General features: G+C 29.9%; 17 protein-coding genes. 6 read left to right on the top strand and 11 right to left on the bottom strand.

The genetic code is table 11. From position 1 onward, the window contains the following. Window positions 1-173 precede the first annotated feature (173 nt). From IEW41_RS07960 to IEW41_RS07945, 4 genes are all read left to right on the top strand, one after another. On the top strand, window positions 174-1331 hold the full coding sequence (locus IEW41_RS07960; protein WP_188605813.1) for a M14 family zinc carboxypeptidase: 1158 nt from the start codon (window positions 174-176) through the stop codon (window positions 1329-1331). A gap of 75 nt (window positions 1332-1406) precedes the next feature. Continuing rightward, window positions 1407-1886, top strand: coding sequence for an Lrp/AsnC family transcriptional regulator (locus IEW41_RS07955; RefSeq protein WP_188605812.1), 480 nt, complete (start codon window positions 1407-1409; stop codon window positions 1884-1886). Between the two features lie 86 nt (window positions 1887-1972). Next, window positions 1973-2488 (top strand): DinB family protein, encoded by a 516-nt coding sequence (locus IEW41_RS07950; protein WP_188605811.1) that lies wholly within the window; start codon window positions 1973-1975, stop codon window positions 2486-2488. A 39-nt stretch (window positions 2489-2527) separates the two neighbouring features. Next, the gene (locus IEW41_RS07945; protein WP_188605810.1) at window positions 2528-3118 is read left to right on the top strand and encodes a TPM domain-containing protein; all 591 of its coding nucleotides are present in this window, start codon (window positions 2528-2530) and stop codon (window positions 3116-3118) included. A 137-nt stretch (window positions 3119-3255) separates the two neighbouring features. Here the strand turns inward: IEW41_RS07945 and IEW41_RS07940 are convergent, their stop codons facing one another. Beyond that, a complete protein-coding gene (locus tag IEW41_RS07940; protein WP_188605809.1) occupies window positions 3256-3915 on the bottom strand; it encodes a DUF4412 domain-containing protein in 660 nt (219 codons plus the stop codon). Between the two features lie 57 nt (window positions 3916-3972). Next, window positions 3973-5061: a 3-dehydroquinate synthase gene (gene aroB / locus IEW41_RS07935; RefSeq protein WP_188605808.1), complete on the bottom strand. Its 1089-nt coding sequence runs from the start codon at window positions 5059-5061 to the stop codon at window positions 3973-3975. 93 nt (window positions 5062-5154) lie between these two features. Here aroB and IEW41_RS07930 point away from each other — a divergent pair, with 93 nt between their 5' ends. After that, window positions 5155-6327: a proline dehydrogenase family protein gene (locus IEW41_RS07930; protein WP_188605807.1), complete on the top strand. Its 1173-nt coding sequence runs from the start codon at window positions 5155-5157 to the stop codon at window positions 6325-6327. 23 nt (window positions 6328-6350) lie between these two features. Next, window positions 6351-7352 carry a GNAT family N-acetyltransferase gene (locus IEW41_RS07925; RefSeq protein ID WP_188605806.1) on the top strand — a complete coding sequence of 334 codons (1002 nt, stop codon included), beginning with the start codon at window positions 6351-6353 and terminating at the stop codon, window positions 7350-7352. Window positions 7353-7390: 38 nt separating this feature from the next. Here the strand turns inward: IEW41_RS07925 and IEW41_RS07920 are convergent, their stop codons facing one another. From IEW41_RS07920 to IEW41_RS07880, 9 genes are all read right to left on the bottom strand, one after another. After that, window positions 7391-9748, bottom strand: a complete 2358-nt coding sequence (locus tag IEW41_RS07920) for a GumC family protein (protein WP_188605805.1) — start codon at window positions 9746-9748, stop codon at window positions 7391-7393. Between the two features lie 16 nt (window positions 9749-9764). Continuing rightward, the gene (locus tag IEW41_RS07915; RefSeq protein WP_188605804.1) at window positions 9765-10556 is read right to left on the bottom strand and encodes a polysaccharide biosynthesis/export family protein; all 792 of its coding nucleotides are present in this window, start codon (window positions 10554-10556) and stop codon (window positions 9765-9767) included. Window positions 10557-10582: 26 nt separating this feature from the next. Further along, window positions 10583-12466 carry a polysaccharide biosynthesis protein gene (locus IEW41_RS07910; RefSeq protein ID WP_188605803.1) on the bottom strand — a complete coding sequence of 628 codons (1884 nt, stop codon included), beginning with the start codon at window positions 12464-12466 and terminating at the stop codon, window positions 10583-10585. Beyond that, window positions 12466-13590, bottom strand: a complete 1125-nt coding sequence (locus IEW41_RS07905; RefSeq protein ID WP_188605802.1) for a DegT/DnrJ/EryC1/StrS family aminotransferase — start codon at window positions 13588-13590, stop codon at window positions 12466-12468. Before IEW41_RS07905 ends, IEW41_RS07910 begins: the two co-directional genes overlap by 1 nt. Window positions 13591-13815: 225 nt before the next feature. Then, window positions 13816-14826 carry a polysaccharide deacetylase family protein gene (locus IEW41_RS07900; protein WP_188605801.1) on the bottom strand — a complete coding sequence of 337 codons (1011 nt, stop codon included), beginning with the start codon at window positions 14824-14826 and terminating at the stop codon, window positions 13816-13818. Between the two features lie 54 nt (window positions 14827-14880). Continuing rightward, entirely contained in the window at window positions 14881-15921 is a 1041-nt protein-coding gene (locus tag IEW41_RS07895; RefSeq protein WP_188605800.1) for a peptidoglycan bridge formation glycyltransferase FemA/FemB family protein, read from the bottom strand. Then, a complete protein-coding gene (locus IEW41_RS07890; protein ID WP_188605799.1) occupies window positions 15922-16854 on the bottom strand; it encodes a DegT/DnrJ/EryC1/StrS family aminotransferase in 933 nt (310 codons plus the stop codon). Next, window positions 16838-17920 carry a hypothetical protein gene (locus IEW41_RS07885; RefSeq protein ID WP_188605798.1) on the bottom strand — a complete coding sequence of 361 codons (1083 nt, stop codon included), beginning with the start codon at window positions 17918-17920 and terminating at the stop codon, window positions 16838-16840. The genes IEW41_RS07890 and IEW41_RS07885 overlap by 17 nt, the downstream gene beginning before the upstream one ends. Beyond that, window positions 17910-18527 (bottom strand): sugar transferase, encoded by a 618-nt coding sequence (locus tag IEW41_RS07880; RefSeq protein ID WP_188605797.1) that lies wholly within the window; start codon window positions 18525-18527, stop codon window positions 17910-17912. Before IEW41_RS07880 ends, IEW41_RS07885 begins: the two co-directional genes overlap by 11 nt. Window positions 18528-18534 lie beyond the last annotated feature (7 nt).

Genomic DNA, 18534 nt, shown 5'->3' with positions numbered 1-18534 from the left:
AAATAACTGAAAAACAATAATATAAATATTTAGTAATAATCGTCAAAAATTTCAAGTATAAAAACATGTTTAATTAGCACCATGACGTTTACATAAGTATACACATTTATTAAATTTTAATGTTTACAATTGTAAATTCTTAATTGTTTACATTTGTATAACAACTTTAATACATGAATTTACAACTCCTACAAAATCTCTTCAAAACACATAAAGAAACAGCGCTTTATGGTCGTTATATTTTTAGTCAACATCTTAAGCCGTTAATTAAAAAACACAGTGATGATTTTTTAATAGAAACTATTGGTCAATCCGTTTTAGGTGAAAATATTTCTGTTATAAAAATTGGTTCTGGTAAAACTAAAATCTTAATGTGGTCGCAAATGCATGGAAACGAAAGCACAACCACAAAAGCAGTTTTAGATTTATGTAATCTTTTTAATGATTCATCAGAAAATGAAATTAAATCGATTTTAAAAGCTTGTACAATTGCTATTATTCCAATGCTTAATCCAGATGGCGCAAAGGCTTATACGCGCTTAAATGCTAATGAAATTGATTTAAATAGGGATGCTCAAGATCTTTCGCAGCCAGAAAGTGTTGCGTTGCGTACTTTTTTTAATAAGTTTAAGCCAGACTTCTGTTTTAATTTACATGGTCAGCGTACCATTTTTAGTGCAGGAAACATAAATAAACCTGCAACAGTGTCTTTTCTTGCTCCAGCACAAGATGAAGCTTGTACAGTAACTGACAATCGTAAAATTGCAATGGCGATTATAGTTAAAATGAATAAAAACCTGCAATTACAGATACCAAAGCAAGTAGGTATTTACGATGATGCTTTTAATATAAATTGTGTTGGTGATACATTTCAGAGCTATAATGTACCAACTGTTTTGTTTGAAGCTGGTCATTTTGAAGGTGATTATAATAGGGAAGTAGTAAGAGAGTATATTTTTCAATCTTTGCTTATTGCAATTCATTATATAGCTTCTGATCAACTAGATGGAGAAGGTTATGAAGATTATTTTAAAATTCCAGAAAATGAAAAGCGCTTTTATGATATAATTATCCGTAATGCTAAGTTGAAATTGGGTAATAAAGAGCAGATTTTAGACATTGCCATACAATACCAAGAGACTTTAGTTGATAATGAACTAAAGTTTATACCTAAAGTTGAACAAATTTCAGATTTGAAACATTTTTTCGGACATAATGAAATAGATGCTGAAGAGAAAACGGTTCTAAATTCTAATAAAAAAAATATAGCTGAAGGAAACGAAAACGATTTCGTTTACATTGGCAATGAAATATTCTCAATTATTTTGTAAAATTTTGCTTTTTACGTGCAATATTATCAGTGGAATTGCATTATTTTTGTGTATAATTTTACAAATAGACAAAAAATGGGGAAATTTAAGTTAGACGAAATCGATCATCAAATATTAGATATGTTGATTGATAATACAAGAGTTCCGTTTACAGATATCGCAAAAAAACTGTTGATTTCTGCTGGAACTGTTCATGTTAGAGTAAAAAAGATGGAAGAAGCTGGAATTATAAAGGGTTCTTCTTTAACATTAGACTATAAGAAGTTAGGATATTCGTTTATAGCCTATGTTGGTATCTTTTTGCAAAACACTTCACAAACGAAGTTTGTTTTAGCTCGTATAAATGAAATTCCTTTTGTTACTGTTGCGCATATCACTACAGGTAAGTTTAATATATTTTGTAAAATTAGGGCTAAAAGCACAACACATGCTAAAGACATTATTTTTATGTTAGACGATATAGAAGGTGTTTACAGAACAGAAACTATGATATCTCTAGAAGAGAGTATTAATGATAAAAAGCGATTAATGCATAATATTTTTAGCGATTTATAAGTAATATAAACGCAAAAACTAACTAAACCCTTTATTGATTATTTGATAAAGGGTTTTTTGTACATTTATGTTTTTAAACTCATAAAATGACTACAAACAATCTTTCTCCAGAAGAATATAATCCGTATTACGGAACTTATATAGCTAAAGCGGCTAATCTAAACCTAAAGGAAGGTTTAAAATCTAATCACGCAATTACCGAAGCATTTTTAAATGCTATACCTAAAGATAAACTAGAATACAGATATGCTGAGGGTAAGTGGACAGTAAAAGATATTATACAGCATATTATAGACACAGAGCGCATATTTGCTTACAGAGCTTTGCGAGTTGCAAGAAATGACAAAACAGCTTTGCCAGGATTTGAAGAAAATGATTATGCTTTAACTGGTAATGCTAACCCAAGAACATTAGAAAGTTTGCTTGCTGAATATAATGCTGTTAGGCAAGCTACAATAGCTTTATTTAATAGCTTCTCTGATGATATGCTAAAACATATAGGAACTGCAAGTAACAGTCCAATTTCAGCTAGAGCGATTGGGTTTATTATTATTGGTCATGAAGCACATCATTGTAATGTGATTAAGGAAAGGTATTTGTAGTTTTAAAATAAGTTGTATACAATACCGAGGAAAAATAAAATGAAGAAAAAAATATTAATAATAATCGGTTCTGTTGGGATTCTGTATTTTCTCTTATCGTATATTTTACCAGCTTTTGTTGCTGTTCCTTTTGCAGCTTACAATTCAAAAAAAGCCTGGGCTGAACATGAAAAAGAATACTCTGAAACTAAATCTGACTTGGTTTTAGGCAGTATTGGTGATTTCCCATTTCCGATTGGTTCTGTGTCAGACTATGAAAAAGTTTTTAATGATGTTCAAATTTCAAATCTGACAAAAATAATTTCTGAATATGAGGAAAAAACAACTCGTGAAATTGCAATTGTTACGGTAAACTCAATTGTACCATATGAGAATATTAGTGATTATTCAACGGATTTAGCAAATGAATGGGGAATTGGGAATTCAGAAACGGATAATGGACTTTTAATTCTATTCAGTAAAAATCTTCAAGAAATTAGAATTTCGACAGGTTATGGGACTGAAAAAATTCTGACAGATGAGCTTTGTAAAAAAGTTATTGATGAAACAATTATTCCCGAGTTTAAAAAAGGAGATTATTATAGTGGAATTGAAAAAGGAATGACAGAATTAATAAAAAAATGGAAATAAAAGTACTGTGTATAACAACATGTATAATTAATTGCGGTTAAATTTCTTTTCAGAAACTCAACCGCAATAATAAGTCGTCTTTTATTTAGTACTGAAAATTATAGCAGATTTCACACAGCTAATCACAGAAAAACAGGTTATCCACCCATTTTTTGTTGAAATTCTTCCATAGTTACCTTTTCAAAACCAGATGGCACAATAAAACTACCTGAAGGAAGATTTTTTGAAACCTCTGTAGCTATTATTTTTACAATGCCTTCTTCAGAAGTAATTTCCATTTCTAAAGGGTATCCTTCAAGCTGTACTTTTTGATTAGGATTTTGCATTGCCTTTTGGTTAATTTTATTAGTGATATAAAACACAGCAGTTTTTCCATCACTATATTTTATTTCTGCTTTATGGCATTTATACCCAGAAATTTCTTTTGTGTCTTTTTTGTCGTATTTAACAGACTCAATATTATCTAGTTGTCCAAAAGCATTACCTGTGGCATCTTTATCTTTAATTTCGGTTATTTCATATTTCTGACCCATAGCATCCATGGTCATTATTAAGTCATTTGGGTTTGAATATTTAGTGTACACTTTTGTTATCATTAATCCACCCATCATGTTAATTTCAACTGCAGATTGATTTTCATCAAAATAATTAATCATTGTTATGGCTCCAATCATAGCCATATCTTCATCATCACTAATCATTTCGTATTTAACAAAACCTTTGTTTAACGTTTGGCTTATAGTACTAGTTGAAACTAATAGGAGTAATAAAATTGTAAGGTGTTTTATTGTTTTCATTTTGATGAATTTAAGGTTTTTTTAGATTTATTTATTTTACTAATGTACACTATATTTTTAATTATTTTCAAGCTCTAAATTATTTTTATAGTACTCAAAGGCTTTAAATATGAGTTCGTTGTCTACAATGCAATCAATTTTAGGTTTTCCAATAGCTTCTAATAAAACAAAATTGATATTACCATGTTCGTTCTTCTTATCATATTTTAAAAGCTCTATAATTGGATCGTAATCAGATGGTTTTATATCAACTGTTCTAAACATCTTTTTGATAACCAGATTTATATGTTCTAAATCTTCTTTTGGAAATTTTAATAATTCAGCAGATAAATAGCACTCTAAAATCATTCCAATAGCTATAGCTTCGCCATGTAGTAGCTCTTCTTTGTTGTCTTCACTTAAAAAGTAAGATTCAATAGCGTGACCTAAAGTGTGACCAAAATTAAGGTGTTTACGCTCGTTGGTTTCTAAAGGGTCTTTAGTTACTATGTCTTTTTTTATGATTACAGATTCGTAAATAAGTTCGTCTAAATCGTTCATTGTTAGTTTAGATAAGTCAATTAACTTATTCCAGTACTTTAAGTTGTATATTAAACCATGTTTTAACATTTCCGCAAATCCAGACTTTAAATGATTTTGAGGCAAAGTGTCTAAAAATGCTGTGTCAATCAACACCATGTCACCTGAATTTATAACACCAATCTGATTTTTTAAAGCACCTAAATCGACACCAGTTTTTCCGCCAACAGAAGCATCAACCATGGCTAGAAGTGAAGTTGGAACGTTTATGTATTTTATACCACGTTTAAAAGTGCATGCAACAAAACCACCCAAATCGGTTACAACTCCACCACCAAGATTTATCATTAAGCTTTTTCGGTCTGCACCAAGTTCTGATAAAGCATTCCATACACCAACACAAGTGTCGATAGTTTTGTTTTCTTCACCAGATTCAATTTCAATAACCTCTATTGGAGTGGCAGTATTTAGATTTGACATAAAACCAGATAAACAATAATTATGCGTATTGGTGTCTACTAATATGAATATTTTCGAAAAATGATGTGCATCTAAATAGCTGTTTAACTCAGTATAACAGTTTGAATTAAAGTGAATTGAATATGATTTTGTGTGTATTGACTTCATGTATCTAACGTTCCTTTTTACAGACAATGAAAATAAGCAGTTTTTACTAAAATAATAGCCTATGAATATTTATTTTTGTTATTATTTTTAACAATGACTACAAAACGACTTTTTGATAATACCGAAGTTGCTTTTCAATTAAAAAGCGACTCAGAGCTTGAAAGAGCTTACTTTTTGTTTAAGATGATATCTCATCAACCTTTAGTTAGAATTGGCACTGCTGCTACAAATTTTGCACTTAAAGCGCATTTACCTGTTGAAGGTTTAATACGTTCTACTGTGTTTGATCACTTTTGTGGAGGTGTAAACGAAGACGATTGTATTAATGTTATTGACAAAATGTACACTAAAGGTGTATGCTCAGTACTAGACTTTTCGGTAGAAGGAAAGGAAGAAGAGCAGAGTTTTGATGATGCAATGCAAAAAATTGTAAAAATCATTAATTTTTCTGATGAAAAGGAAGCTATGCCAATTGTGGTTTTTAAGCCTACAGGTTTTGGACGTTTTCATCTCTATCAGAAAAAAGGCGAAGGAAAACCTTTTAGTGACGAAGAAACACAAGAGTGGAATAGAGTAGTAGCACGTTTTAATACAGTGTGTAAGTTGGCTAAAGAGAAAGATGTTGAAATATTGATTGATGCTGAAGAAAGTTGGATGCAAGATGCTGCAGACGATTTGTGTGAAGATATGATGCGTTTGTATAATAAAGATATTCCTATTGTATATAACACCTTGCAACTTTACAGGTGTGGGAGATTAGAGTATTTAAAACAGTTGCATGAACGTGCAAAGCGTGATGGTTTTAAAATAGGTCTTAAAATAGTTAGAGGTGCTTACATGGAAAAAGAGCGCGAAAGATCTGAAGATAAAGGCTATGAGTCTCCAATATGTGTAACAAAAGAGGCGACAGATATTAACTTCAATGAAACATTAGATTACATTTTAAAGAATTTAAATGAAATCTCACTTTTTATAGGAACTCATAACGAAGAAAGTTGTTATTTGGCAATGGAGTTGATGAATAAGCTGAATATTTCTAAAAGTGATAACAGAGTATGGTTTGGGCAATTATATGGCATGAGTGATCATATAAGTTTTAACTTAGCTGCCAACGGTTATAATGTTGCTAAATATGTGCCTTTTGGACCTGTTAAAGATGTTATGCCTTATTTAATTAGACGAGCAGAAGAGAATACTTCAGTTGCTGGACAAACAAGTAGAGAGCTTAATTTACTAAAACAAGAAAAAGCACGACGTAAGTTGTAATTTTAAATCAATCAAAAAAAGATATGTTAAACAACCCTTTTGCATCAAAAACCTACGAAACTATCTGGTTAAAGCACTTTAGTAATGGTGCAGAAGCCACTACTTTTGGTTCTGTTAAAGGTGTTAAATTTGTTAAGCACAGTAAGTTACCTTATTATGAAAATATAGGGAGAAACTTAACTAATGGCATGACATATCAGCTAGATTTAAAAGCTGACGATTTAAAGGGTAGAGTTGTAGTTGTTTATGATGTTCCTGACTATTTTTCGACTGAAAACTATGATAATTCATCAAATATTAAGGTTAATAAAATAAAACAGTACAAAGGCTTGTCTTCTAATTTAGATGAATTTGAAAGCTTGGAAGATGTGTTGCAGTCTTGTTTTGGGTCTAAAAGCAAAAGCAGATTTAAAGGTCGAGTAAGACAAATAGAGTCTAGTTTTAATATTTCACAAAAAGTATATTTCGGTTCGATTTCTAAAGAGGAGTATAAAAACGACATGCAAACTCTTAAAGAGCTACTTTTTAAGCGTTTTGATCAACGAAACGAGCATAATACAGTATTGCCAATTTGGAGTTTTTATGAAGAATTGATTTATGATTTGATTCTGGAAAAAAAAGTTGTTTTTAACGTAATTTATGATGAAAGCAAGCCAATTGCCATGTCGATTAACTATGTATATGATCATATTGTAGTAGTTGCAATAAGAACTTTTGATATTGAGTATTATAAATATAACATTGGTAATTACGAAGTTTATAAACTTTTTGATTGGTCTTTACAAAATGGTATTTCAGAATTAGACTTCTCTAAAGGTGAAGTAGATTATAAAAGACGTTGGTCGAATAGAGAATATACCTATGAGCACCATATAATTTATGATTCTAAATCGTTAAAGGCTGTTTTAATTGGAAAAAGTTTGTCTAACTTATTAAAGTTTAAGCAGTATTTACGAGATAAGAACGTAAATACTATGTATGTAAAACTAAAGCATTTAAAGAAAAAGATTCTTTTCCAGAAGTAGGAAAAGAATCTTTTTCTTATTGTATTTAATAGCGTTTTCTATTTTTTATAAAATTGCCACCATTTCTTTTTCTTTTTGTGAGGATTGTTTCCATAACCATAGCCATAACCTCTAGATTTATCATTAGTTCCATTTAATAAAATAGTCATATGTGGTAATCTGTTTTCATCGTAAAGCGTTTGTGCAATATGTAATTGTCGTTTATCAACATTATTTGCGCTAACCACATAAATAAACAAATCTGCATAATTACTAATTAGTAAAGTATCAGTAACCAAGCCAACAGCAGCAGTATCAACAACTATATAGTCATAATCGTCTTGTGCTACATCAAAAAGCGTACTAACACGATCATTCATTAATAATTCAGCAGGATTTGGTGGAATAGTGCCTGATGGAATTATCTTTAAAAACTTATTAGTGCTTACAGAAGTAGTAACATCATCTATAGTTAGGTCTGGGTCAGATATATAATCTGTTAAACCTTTATCTGCTTTAATCTCTAGATACTCATTTACTTTTGGTACTCTAATATCAGTTTCAATAAGTAAAACTCTTTTTTCAGAATACGCTAAAGATGATGCTAGATTTATTGATGTATGTGATTTTCCTTCTTGTGCTTTTGTTGACGTTACAAAAAGTGTTTTGCACTTCTTTTTATTGCCTTTTAAAATAAAATCTATATTAGATCTTATTATTCTAAATGCTTCAGCTTTTGGTGAATAATCTACCTTTTTTATAAGTCTTCGTTTAGGGTCTGATTTTGGAATATCTCCTAAGAAAGGTATTGTTAAAACTTTCGCTAAATCGTTTTTATTATGAATTTTTGTATCTAAAATACTAGATAGATAAATAAACATCGACGGAATCATAATTCCAAAAATAAGTGCTGCTAAATACACAAATAAACGTTTAGGGCTTATTGGAATAGCTGAAGTATAAGCTTTGTCAATAATTTTCGCATTAGGAGATGATAGCCCTAATTGTATTGCTGTTTCTTCACGCTTTTGTAATAAATATAAATACAATGACTCTTTAATATCTTGCTGACGTTTAATATCTCTAAACTGACGTTCTTTACCAGGAGCCGAATAAATTTGACCTCTAATGCGTTCGTCTTCTTGGCTTAAAGCATCCAAAGTAATTTTACTTGTAGATCTCATATTATCTAAACTAGATACCAAGCTAGATTTTAACGCATTAATTTGATTGTTTAGGTTTATTACTGTTGGGTTTTTTTCGCTCGAATTTTTTAAAATTCTATCTCTTTGCAACACTAACTCGTTATGGCTTTTTGTAAGTTGAGAAACAGAATTATCAGCAATACCAATATCTGCTGGTAAAATATCAGATTCTTTATTATTGCTAGTAATTTGTTCTTTTACATAATCAATTAACTGAATTTGATTTGCAGTATTAATAAGCTTTGTTTCATTTTCTCTTTCACTTTCTAAAAAGATATTTGATTGAGATGCTAAAGCAGTTAATCTATTACTCTTTTGAAGTGTTTCAGCAGTAAAATCGACCTCTTCTAATTCTTTTGATACAAGTTGTAGCCTATTGGAAATAAAATCTGATGTCGCCTGAACAATTAATTGTTTGTCATTGATGACATCTTCATTATATTTTTCAATTATTTTATCTAAAATTAAACTTGCTTTATCCTTTAGATTTTCATTAACTGAAATACTTATAATGTCTGAACCAATGTTATTAGACACATTTATTTTAGCTTGATAACCTTCAACAACTCTATCTACAGAGCTCATTACAACTTTTATACTGGCACCAACTTTAACTGAGTCTTTTTCAATATTAGGAGTGAAAATAATATTTCCAAAACCAGTTTTTATTTTATCACCAAAAGCATAAACTCTTGCGTCGTCTGCTTCTAAATTTAAAAGTTCGTTACTCTCTGTACTTGTTAAGCTAAACTTTGTAGGAGTAAGTATTTTAACATACAGTGTTGTGTCTATTTTATTTATTATTGAATCGTTCGCAAGAAAATTTATACTAATAGGAGGGTTTAAATAATCTTCTACTTCTTTAATACGCCCTCTAACAATATATTTAATATTTAAATCAAGTTCTTCTACAACTTTTCTTAAGAGAGTTCTAGATTTAATAACTTCCATTTCGTCAGTAATATTACTGAAATCGGAAGAAAATAGACCATAAGTTTCTAGTGATGATATTTCTGGTAGCTTACTACTATTCTTATCATTATTAATTTTGATTGATGCTGTAGCTTGGTATTCGTAAGTTGCATATCTTAAATACAAAAATGCTAAAATAAAAGCCAGTATTACACATACTAAAATTAGCTTCCATTTAGAAATGAATAAATCTAATTTTTCTCTTAATTCACTATTTGATTCTTGGGCCTGTTGTTTCATTTTGGATTATAGAATATTATTTTATCAAAATAGCAGCAATTGTAGCTAGAGTTGCCACAGCTGATATGATTACACCATTGTTTTGGTTGTAAGACGATTGTCTAATTCTTGCTTTATTTGGCTCAACATAAATAACATCGTTTTGAGCTAAATAATAATTAGGCGATTGTAAAACTCTTATAGATGTTAAATCGAATTTGGTGTATTGTTTTTTACCATCTCTTTCTCTTATTAAAAACACATTATCTCTTTTTCCATAAATAGTTAAATCACCAGCTAAACCTAATGCTTCTGTAAGTGATACTCTTTCATCTTGTATTGTATATGTTCCTGGTTTATTTACCTCTCCAAGAACTGTGATAGTAAAGTTTGCAAGTCGTATATTTACTATAGGATTTTTAACATACTCTAATAGCTGCTCTTTTAAATAATCATTAGCTCCAGAGCGAGTTAATCCTTCCATTTTTATTGTTCCAAGAACTGGAAACTCAATATTACCATTATTATCTATTAAATAAGTTTGCATTCTTAATGTACCTTGAGCGCTAATTACAGTAGAATTGTAAGAAACAGGAGGTAGGTTAAATGGTTTAACTACTTCTGGGTCTAATGCTGATACATCTATAGTTAACAAATCACCAACCATAAAAGTTAATTCAGAATCTTGAGTATAATTTAAATCAGCCTCAGTAAGAACTTCATCTTGAAAATAAACAAGATCTTTTCTTGTGCCACAAGATGTTATTATTAATATTGACAAAAATGCAAATGCATTTATAAGCTTATTTGGTTGAATTTTTGTAGTCATTTTATTTTTAGTTAGGTTAAATTATTTTAAGAATCTAAAACTTCATATTTAGAATTATTTGACACATACTCTGGTATAATTTCCTTCATTAAAGATACTATTTCCAAATTTTGCATTTTTATGTTAGCAGAGCATAATCTTTCTATTTTAAGTTCAATGTCGTTAATATCTAGTTGCTTTGTTTTAGCAATCATTATTTTTTCATGATATGTTGGTTTAGTGTTTTCACCATCAGCCAACAACTCCTCATATATTTTCTCTCCAGGTCGCAATCCTGTTATTTTTATGTCTATATCTTCAGGATATCTTAAACCTGATAAGATTATCATGTTTACAGCCAAATCGAATATTTTAACTGTTTTTCCCATATCAAACACAAAAATTTCTCCACCATTACCCATAGTTGCTGCTTCCAGTACTAATTGACAAGCTTCTGGGATTGTCATAAAATAGCGTGTAATATCTTTATGAGTAACGGTTAAAGGTCCACCATTTTCAATTTGCTTTTTAAATAAAGGTATTACTGAACCATTTGAACCAAGTACATTTCCAAATCGAGTGGTAATAAACTTTGTTTGTCTTTGCCCTTGTAAGCAGTTAACATAAAGTTCAGCTACGCGTTTAGTTGCTCCCATTACATTTGTTGGGTTTACAGCTTTATCAGTTGATATAAATACAAACTTATTTACATTGTATTTTACTGATAAACTTGCAATGTTTTTGGTGCCAATAACATTAACACTTACAGCTTCATATGGGTTGTTTTCCATTAACGGAACATGCTTATAGGCTGCAGCATGGAATACAATTTTTGGTTTGTATAAGTCAAACAACTGTTCCATTCTGTTATGATCTCTAATATCGCCAACAATGGCATCAAAATTTACTTTTCCGTTTCGGTTAAATTCTTGCTCTATATTGTAAAGTGAAGATTCAGCTGAATCAATAAGTATTAGTTTTTTGTAACGATATTCTGAAACTTTACGTGCTAATTCGCTTCCAATAGATCCAGCTGCACCTGTAATGAATATAATTTGATTATCGTACTCATCAATCAATGCGCTGTTTTTAATTGAGATTTGCTGTCTGCCTAGTAAATCTTCTATATTTACTTCTTTAATCTGGCCTAAGCTTAAATCACCATCAATCCAATGTTGAACAGGAGGTACAATTTTTACTTTTAAGCCAAGTGCAAATAATTGCCCTGTAATTTGTAATAATCTGGACGATTCAATGTTTTGAACCGAAATAATAACCTCTTCTACGTCATTATTTGTTACAAATTTCTTATTTATCTTATCAAGACTATAAACCTTTAATAGGTTGATTTTTTTGCCAACTTTTTGCTCATTATCATCAATAAAACCAATAACCTCATAACCGTTTTTTGAGTCATTATTAATAGCGTCGTAGGTAATCATTCCTGCATTACCAGCGCCAAAAATTAATACTCTTTTGGTAGTTTTAAAGTCTTGCATTAAGTTATTATACAACGATTTAATAAATAATTTAAACCCAGTGAGAAAAAGAATATTTAATAATAAGTGTATATAAATTATTGACCCTGAAATATTAAAAACGTCATCGAAATTTAATTTTCTACTCAAAAATGTAGAAATAATCAGTATTGTTGCCAGTATATTAACACCAATAATAATATTGATTATGTCTTTATAACCTGTAAAACGAACAACACCTTTGTGAGAACCTACACTTAAAAAACTAATAAATGCTGCTAATGCTACAAACGGAAGTTGATTAAGTAAAAGTTTTATATCGAAATCAATACTAAAGTTAAAACGAATGAGATACGCTATAAAAAAAGTAAAAAGCACAACAAGTAAGTCTAATAGCATTATAAGCCATTTAGATGCATACTTTTGCGATATTTTATGTAGTATTTCAATCATTAGTTATCAAAGTAGGCTTGTATAGTTGATAAAACTCTATTTTTCTCATTATCAGTTAGGTTAGAGCCACTAGGTAAACATAATCCTTTTTTAAATAAGTCATCAGATACACCGTTTAAATATTTTGGACATTCCAAAAATACTGGTTGCTGATGCATTGGTTTCCAAAGTGGTCTACTTTCAATGTTTTCTTTCTCTAAAGCAATTCTTAATCCTTCTCTTGTTTTTTCAGAATTAGTTAAAATACAAGACAGCCATCTGTTAGAAAAGTGCCCTTTAGGCTCACTTAAAAAAGTAATCTCATTTATGTTCTTTAAATGGCTCTCATAAAAATTATAGTTTTGTCGTCTTAACTCAACTCGATTGTCTATAACTTGCATTTGCCCTCTACCAATTCCTGCTATAACATTAGACATTCTGTAATTATAACCAATTTGAGAATGCAAATACTCTACAGCATTATCTCTAGCTTGCGTGGCAAGAAACACGGCTTTATCTTTTATACTTTTGTCTTTAGTAACTAAAGCTCCACCACCAGAAGTGGTAATGATTTTGTTACCATTAAATGACAAAATGGATATTGTACCAAATGTACCACATTTTTCATTGCTATATGTGCTACCAAGCGCTTCGGCACTATCTTCCAATACAGGAATGTTGTAAGTCTCTGCAACACGATTAATTTCAGACACTTTATAAGGCATTCCGTATAGATGAACTGCAATAATTGCTTTAGGTTTTTTGCCTTTTGCTATTCGGTCTTTTATTGCTATTTCTAGCTGTTCAGGACAAATATTCCATGTGTCGCTTTCGCTATCAACAAAAATAGGAGTTGCACCTAAATATGCTATTGGGTTTGCAGATGCAGAAAATGTTTTACTTTGACAAATAACTTCATCACCTTTTGCAACGCCTAGTAAAACCAATCCTAAATGTATGGCTGCTGTTCCAGAGCTTAATACAGCTACATTACTACCTTCTCCTAAATAACTTTGAATGTCGCTTTCAAAACCAGTTACATTTGGCCCTAAAGGAGCAATCCAGTTAGATTTAAAAGCATCGTCTATATATTGCTGCTCTTTACCACTCATGTGTGGAGAAGATAACCATATTTTAGTATTCATAAGTTACTATTAAGTAAGTTTATTACTATTCAATTTTCATGTCTAGTGAGGGAGCTTGGGACATAAAACCTAACTATTAATTCTATAATAAACACATATTAAAGTTACTAAATATGTGAATGCAATACATTTAAAACAGATAAATTTTGATTAAATATCAGCTAATTAGACAAGAACAACCAAATAAACACGACCAAAAACAGTTTTTGTCGTTAATGTATTTAGTTAATGTTTAGCTGTTATTTTGTTAGTAAGCCCAGTCATTGTTTCACTTTTAAAGCCGTATTTTTTGTTTAGCTCTTTGTAGTGTTTAAAAATCATTTCTAAATTTTTGAAGTTTTTGTCTGTATGAGTGCCAAAGTTATGAGGATGAAACCAAATATGGAACATCTCATTGTGTCTAGCGGCATATTTCATACCTCTCTTAATTCGTTTGATCTTTAATGGCTCTAGAAACGATAATAGGCTTGAGTAATTTCGAAGTAAAATGGAAGCAGGTAAATTGAGTATCTTATTTTTTTTATAGAATTTTTCTACTCTATAAGTGTTGATTCCTGAAACATTCAAATAAGCATCAGTAATCCTTAATAATTTAAAAATATACCAACTGTGATAAAATTTTGTTGAGTGAACATTATACATATACGCTTTTTTTTTGCCTCTAAATGATTTGATTCCTTTTTTATAGCAAACATCTATATATGGTTTGTCAATAGGGTCGTCTGAATTTATCATATTTCTTGGAAACACAATACTCTCTAGAGTAATATCCATTTCTTTTGCTATTGCAATTGCTGAATTTAAATCGTCTTCAAACTGTTCAACGGTTTGTCCCAATCCGTGACAATAATAATGACTAAAAGTATGAGTGCCAATTTCATGATTTCCATTTTGTTTAATCTCATTGATAACCGATTTTGCATAATGAAATGGGTCTTCATTTTCAGTATCAGCTATTGAGTCGAGTAGAGGGTAAGGTGATAATTTTTGGTTTTTATAGGTAGGCTTGTTTTTAGGTAGGTATTTTTTAAGTTCTTCTTTGTTTTCAGCAAATAAAAAGCCAACAGTTGAGAATGTTAATTTAACATCATAAGCGTCAGCTAACCCTATCATTCTGGTAATCACTGGTCGTACTTGCAATAAGTTGTTTTTATAGCTTTCAACGGTTCGCACATCAAAAACTCCCCAATGAAGTTCAAAGTCTAAAGAGATTACTAGATGTCCGTCGTTAATCATAATAGGGCTGTATTTAAGTGGTTCGTAGTTTTAAACAAAAGTATAATATTAATTTCATTTCCTGTATAAAGGAAAAAAAGTATCATTAGTATTTGGTGTTTCTTCTGTTATATTGGAAAGCTGGTTATAAATGTTCTTGTTAACTATTTTTCTACCTGTATAAAATATTGCTACATCATTTGGAAAAAATGTTTTCTTGAAATTATAAATTCCATCATTACTTCCATAGCCACCACCTAAAATATAGTGCTTGAACCCATTGGTATAAGCCCAATTAATTAACTTATCTTTTAGTAAATCGTTGGGGCGTAACTTAAAATAATCTGATCGCGTACCTCCTAAAAAGGAATACATATTTGATTTTGATAATAACACTAATTCTGATGCTATAGGTGTTGATTCTTTATACGCAATTGCTATTGCACAATTATCTTTAAGAGAGCCAATGAAAGATTCAATTTTTTGTTTTGAAAAATAATATTCTTTAGAAGCATTTGCTCTATCCATAGTTTCAATGTAGATATTATAAAAATGTTCGAATATAATAGGAGTTATATTTCTATAATAAATGTCAATTCTTAAACCATGTTTAATAGCTTTATTTACATTTTTTCTAACTTTTCTATCATAATTTTCCCATTGAGTATTTGGCTCTAAAAGATTTCCTTTTATATTTAATAATGTTGGATTACAAGTGCCAGAATAATATAAATGATTGTTACCTAAATTGAATCGAATAAATTCTGAAACAATATTATTTTGGGCATACCATTCATCAACTTTGCTCCAAAATTGTTTTATGCTTGTATCAGTGACAGTGTCATTAAATAATGGACCACTATAACCATAAGTTGATATTACATCATAATATTTTGTAGTGTCATGATACTCAATTTCACGAAGATGAAATGGCATTATGATCATGTGGTTAGAACCATCGCTAAATAAAAAAGAGTAGGTGTTTTTTAATCCTAAAGAAAAAGTATCAATAAATTCAGCTCTGTAATAAGGTATTTTCTCTTTAATGGAGTTATATACTTCATTATAAAGATGAACATCATTAGTATTGCTTAAATCTAAAATTTTTAATTGCATCTAACCGTTGTTTAATACTAGTTTAAAATTTTTAATCATATCAACTAAATCAGCCTCTTCACAGTCTTGATGGACAGGAAGGTTAATTATATGTTTTGATGTGTAAATTGCTGATTCGAAGGTCGAATTTTCTAACTGCTCTATCATAGTATGATATAAACTCACAAATCCGAATCCTCTTTTGTTCATTTCAAAATAAATAGCATCTCTATTAGTGTCATGAATTAAAACAGGTAAAGTTTGTGGACAAACACCTTCTTTCAACTCTGGGTACAGAATAGTTATTCCATTAATGTCTTTTAGGTGATTTATTAGAAGTTTATAGTTAGTTATTCTTTTATCATAAATTGATTTGAAATCGTATTCAAGACTATGGGTATTAGTTAGGCTTGAAGGATTTCTGCCTATTTCGAGATTCTGTTTTAGGTTGTCGACTAATAAGCCGCCTGTCTCTAATGGCAATATTTTATGGAGTGCAAATAAATTGTAAGCAGCTTTTCTGCCACAAATTCCACCAATTAAATCGGTAAGCATTGCATGTGCAGAATCTTCTACATAAAACACATTCTCTTCATCTAACCAATTAGCAATTTCATCATAGTTAGAGTCTGGAAACCCAAAATAATGAACTAATAAAACAATTGGGTTGGTATTTGTCTTGACTTTTTTTTTGAAGTCTTCAAAATCAATTTGCAAATGTTTGTTTAAGCCATAAAATGCGAATGGAATGTTAGTATTGTCTACTGGATCAAAAATTCCACTACCTTCGTTTTTTGACCATCCAATATATGCAGGTAGAATGACAGTAGCATCTGTATTTTGCTTTATAAACTTCTCTATTATAGAGCTCCACGCATCTCTTGCTCTATTGAAAGACGTGAGTTTTCGCTTATATTGGTAAGGATTATTTGCTTGTTTAGTTACTCTGTCCATAATTTTTTTGATTCCAATTATTGATGGTTTCTACTATAAATTTCATATCATCTAAACTATACCTAAAATCTACGTGTATGTTGAAAAGATGTTTCCAATTACTTTTTAAATCATTTTGAGGCCATAAATTTGCTGGATATATGTTGTTTAAAATCATATAAGATTTAAATGAATAAAATAGATTTTCATCTTTAAATACTAATAAAAGCCCAAATGCTATGTATCCTCTTCGTTTAATGACCTTAAAATGGTCAGACTGTTTTAAATGTTTATATACATATTGTAAATTGTTTTTTTTACAAATGTTAGGATCTAAATCGATGAAATGTTTTATATAGTTTGTGATAGAATCATTTGGTTTTGTATATGAATTTGATTTGGAAACGAATGATTCACCTTCTTCTAAAAGCGATAAATAAATTTTATTAAAATTTTCAGAGTTACCCTTTATAAAGTTTCTCTTTTGCGACATTGATTCATTAAGCTTTTCCCAGGCTTTTATAGCAAATTTATCAGTTGTGTTTTCATAAAAGTTGAGGGGGAAATTTGAGTTAGGTTGCCAAGTGATTCCTCCTAAAGGGATTGGGTAGGTTTTACGAATAGAACTAATACAATAATCGGCTTTGCTTTTGATGCATTGTTTGCTTAACCATCCGTGAGAATGGTCTTCAATTATAATAGGTTTATCATTTGGGTTTAGGTTATAAGAATAAGTAGTTAATCCCCAAAAGTTATTTAAAATTACAACATCCTCTTGATTGGCAAATTGCTCAATATTAAGCTTGGCATTTAATCTGAAGGGGTTTATATAGTAAAAGTCAACATTATTAAAATTATTTGAAATATTGTTTATCACATTGTGGCAAAAATAACTTGGTAACCAGATTTTATTTATTTTTTGCTTATTTGAAATTTCCTTTAATAATGCTAGATATGCATTTCTACCTGTATGATAAATAGTGAATTTATCAAACGACATAGGTATCTTGTTTTGCTTTAATGCTATTAATTCATTATCGCAATCATCCAGTAAATAAAAACTTGATCCAATTTCTTTATTCAACATCTGCTCCTTTAAATGCAGGCATATTAGCACTGACAGAATTATTAATATCTTTCTTTTTAATAACTTTATAGAAGGTCAAAAACAAAATTTTTATATCCAATACAAATGATTGATTGTCAACATACCAAACATCGTGATTGAATTTTTGTTCCCAACTTATTGTGTTTCGCCCATTTACTTGTGCCCATCCAGTAATTCCTGGCATCACTTCATGTCGCCTAGCTTGTACTTTGTTGTATAAAGGTAAATATTCTGGATGCAAAGGTCTTGGGCCAATTAAACTCATATCTCCTTTAATGATATTAATAAGTTGAGGGATTTCATCAAGCGAATATTTGCGAATAAATGCACCTATTTTTGTAACTCTCTCATTGAATGGCAACAATTTTCCGTGTATGTCCTTTTTGTCATTCATTGTTTTTATCTTTATGATACTAAAAGTCTTACCATTTTTGCCAGCTCTTTTTTGAAAAAAGAAAGGTTTTCCGTTATTAACGATAACTAAAATGATAATAAGTGTAATGAATATTGGGGAGCTAATAATTAAACTAATTATCGCAATAACGAAATCAAAAATTGGTTTTAATATGTTTTTATATGGAGCCATTTTTATT

Source organism: Aquaticitalea lipolytica, from assembly GCF_014641635.1.
Lineage (GTDB): Bacteria > Bacteroidota > Bacteroidia > Flavobacteriales > Flavobacteriaceae > Aquaticitalea > Aquaticitalea lipolytica.
The sequence above is the reverse complement of the archived record's forward strand: the minus strand, read 5'-3'. Positions and strand labels throughout refer to the sequence as shown.

Excerpts from the sequence above, each read along its gene's own strand:
- IEW41_RS07960 (WP_188605813.1), top strand. The coding sequence starts at position 174 with ATGAATTTACAACTCCTACAAAATCTCTTCAAAACACATAAAGAAACA.
- IEW41_RS07955 (WP_188605812.1), top strand. The coding sequence starts at position 1,407 with ATGGGGAAATTTAAGTTAGACGAAATCGATCATCAAATATTAGATATG.
- IEW41_RS07950 (WP_188605811.1), top strand. The coding sequence starts at position 1,973 with ATGACTACAAACAATCTTTCTCCAGAAGAATATAATCCGTATTACGGA.
- IEW41_RS07945 (WP_188605810.1), top strand. The coding sequence starts at position 2,528 with ATGAAGAAAAAAATATTAATAATAATCGGTTCTGTTGGGATTCTGTAT.
- IEW41_RS07940 (WP_188605809.1), bottom strand. The coding sequence starts at position 3,915 with ATGAAAACAATAAAACACCTTACAATTTTATTACTCCTATTAGTTTCA.
- aroB (WP_188605808.1), bottom strand. The coding sequence starts at position 5,061 with ATGAAGTCAATACACACAAAATCATATTCAATTCACTTTAATTCAAAC.
- IEW41_RS07930 (WP_188605807.1), top strand. The coding sequence starts at position 5,155 with ATGACTACAAAACGACTTTTTGATAATACCGAAGTTGCTTTTCAATTA.
- IEW41_RS07925 (WP_188605806.1), top strand. The coding sequence starts at position 6,351 with ATGTTAAACAACCCTTTTGCATCAAAAACCTACGAAACTATCTGGTTA.
- IEW41_RS07920 (WP_188605805.1), bottom strand. The coding sequence starts at position 9,748 with ATGAAACAACAGGCCCAAGAATCAAATAGTGAATTAAGAGAAAAATTA.
- IEW41_RS07915 (WP_188605804.1), bottom strand. The coding sequence starts at position 10,556 with ATGACTACAAAAATTCAACCAAATAAGCTTATAAATGCATTTGCATTT.
- IEW41_RS07910 (WP_188605803.1), bottom strand. The coding sequence starts at position 12,466 with ATGATTGAAATACTACATAAAATATCGCAAAAGTATGCATCTAAATGG.
- IEW41_RS07905 (WP_188605802.1), bottom strand. The coding sequence starts at position 13,590 with ATGAATACTAAAATATGGTTATCTTCTCCACACATGAGTGGTAAAGAG.
- IEW41_RS07900 (WP_188605801.1), bottom strand. The coding sequence starts at position 14,826 with ATGATTAACGACGGACATCTAGTAATCTCTTTAGACTTTGAACTTCAT.
- IEW41_RS07895 (WP_188605800.1), bottom strand. The coding sequence starts at position 15,921 with ATGCAATTAAAAATTTTAGATTTAAGCAATACTAATGATGTTCATCTT.
- IEW41_RS07890 (WP_188605799.1), bottom strand. The coding sequence starts at position 16,854 with ATGGACAGAGTAACTAAACAAGCAAATAATCCTTACCAATATAAGCGA.
- IEW41_RS07885 (WP_188605798.1), bottom strand. The coding sequence starts at position 17,920 with ATGTTGAATAAAGAAATTGGATCAAGTTTTTATTTACTGGATGATTGC.
- IEW41_RS07880 (WP_188605797.1), bottom strand. The coding sequence starts at position 18,527 with ATGGCTCCATATAAAAACATATTAAAACCAATTTTTGATTTCGTTATT.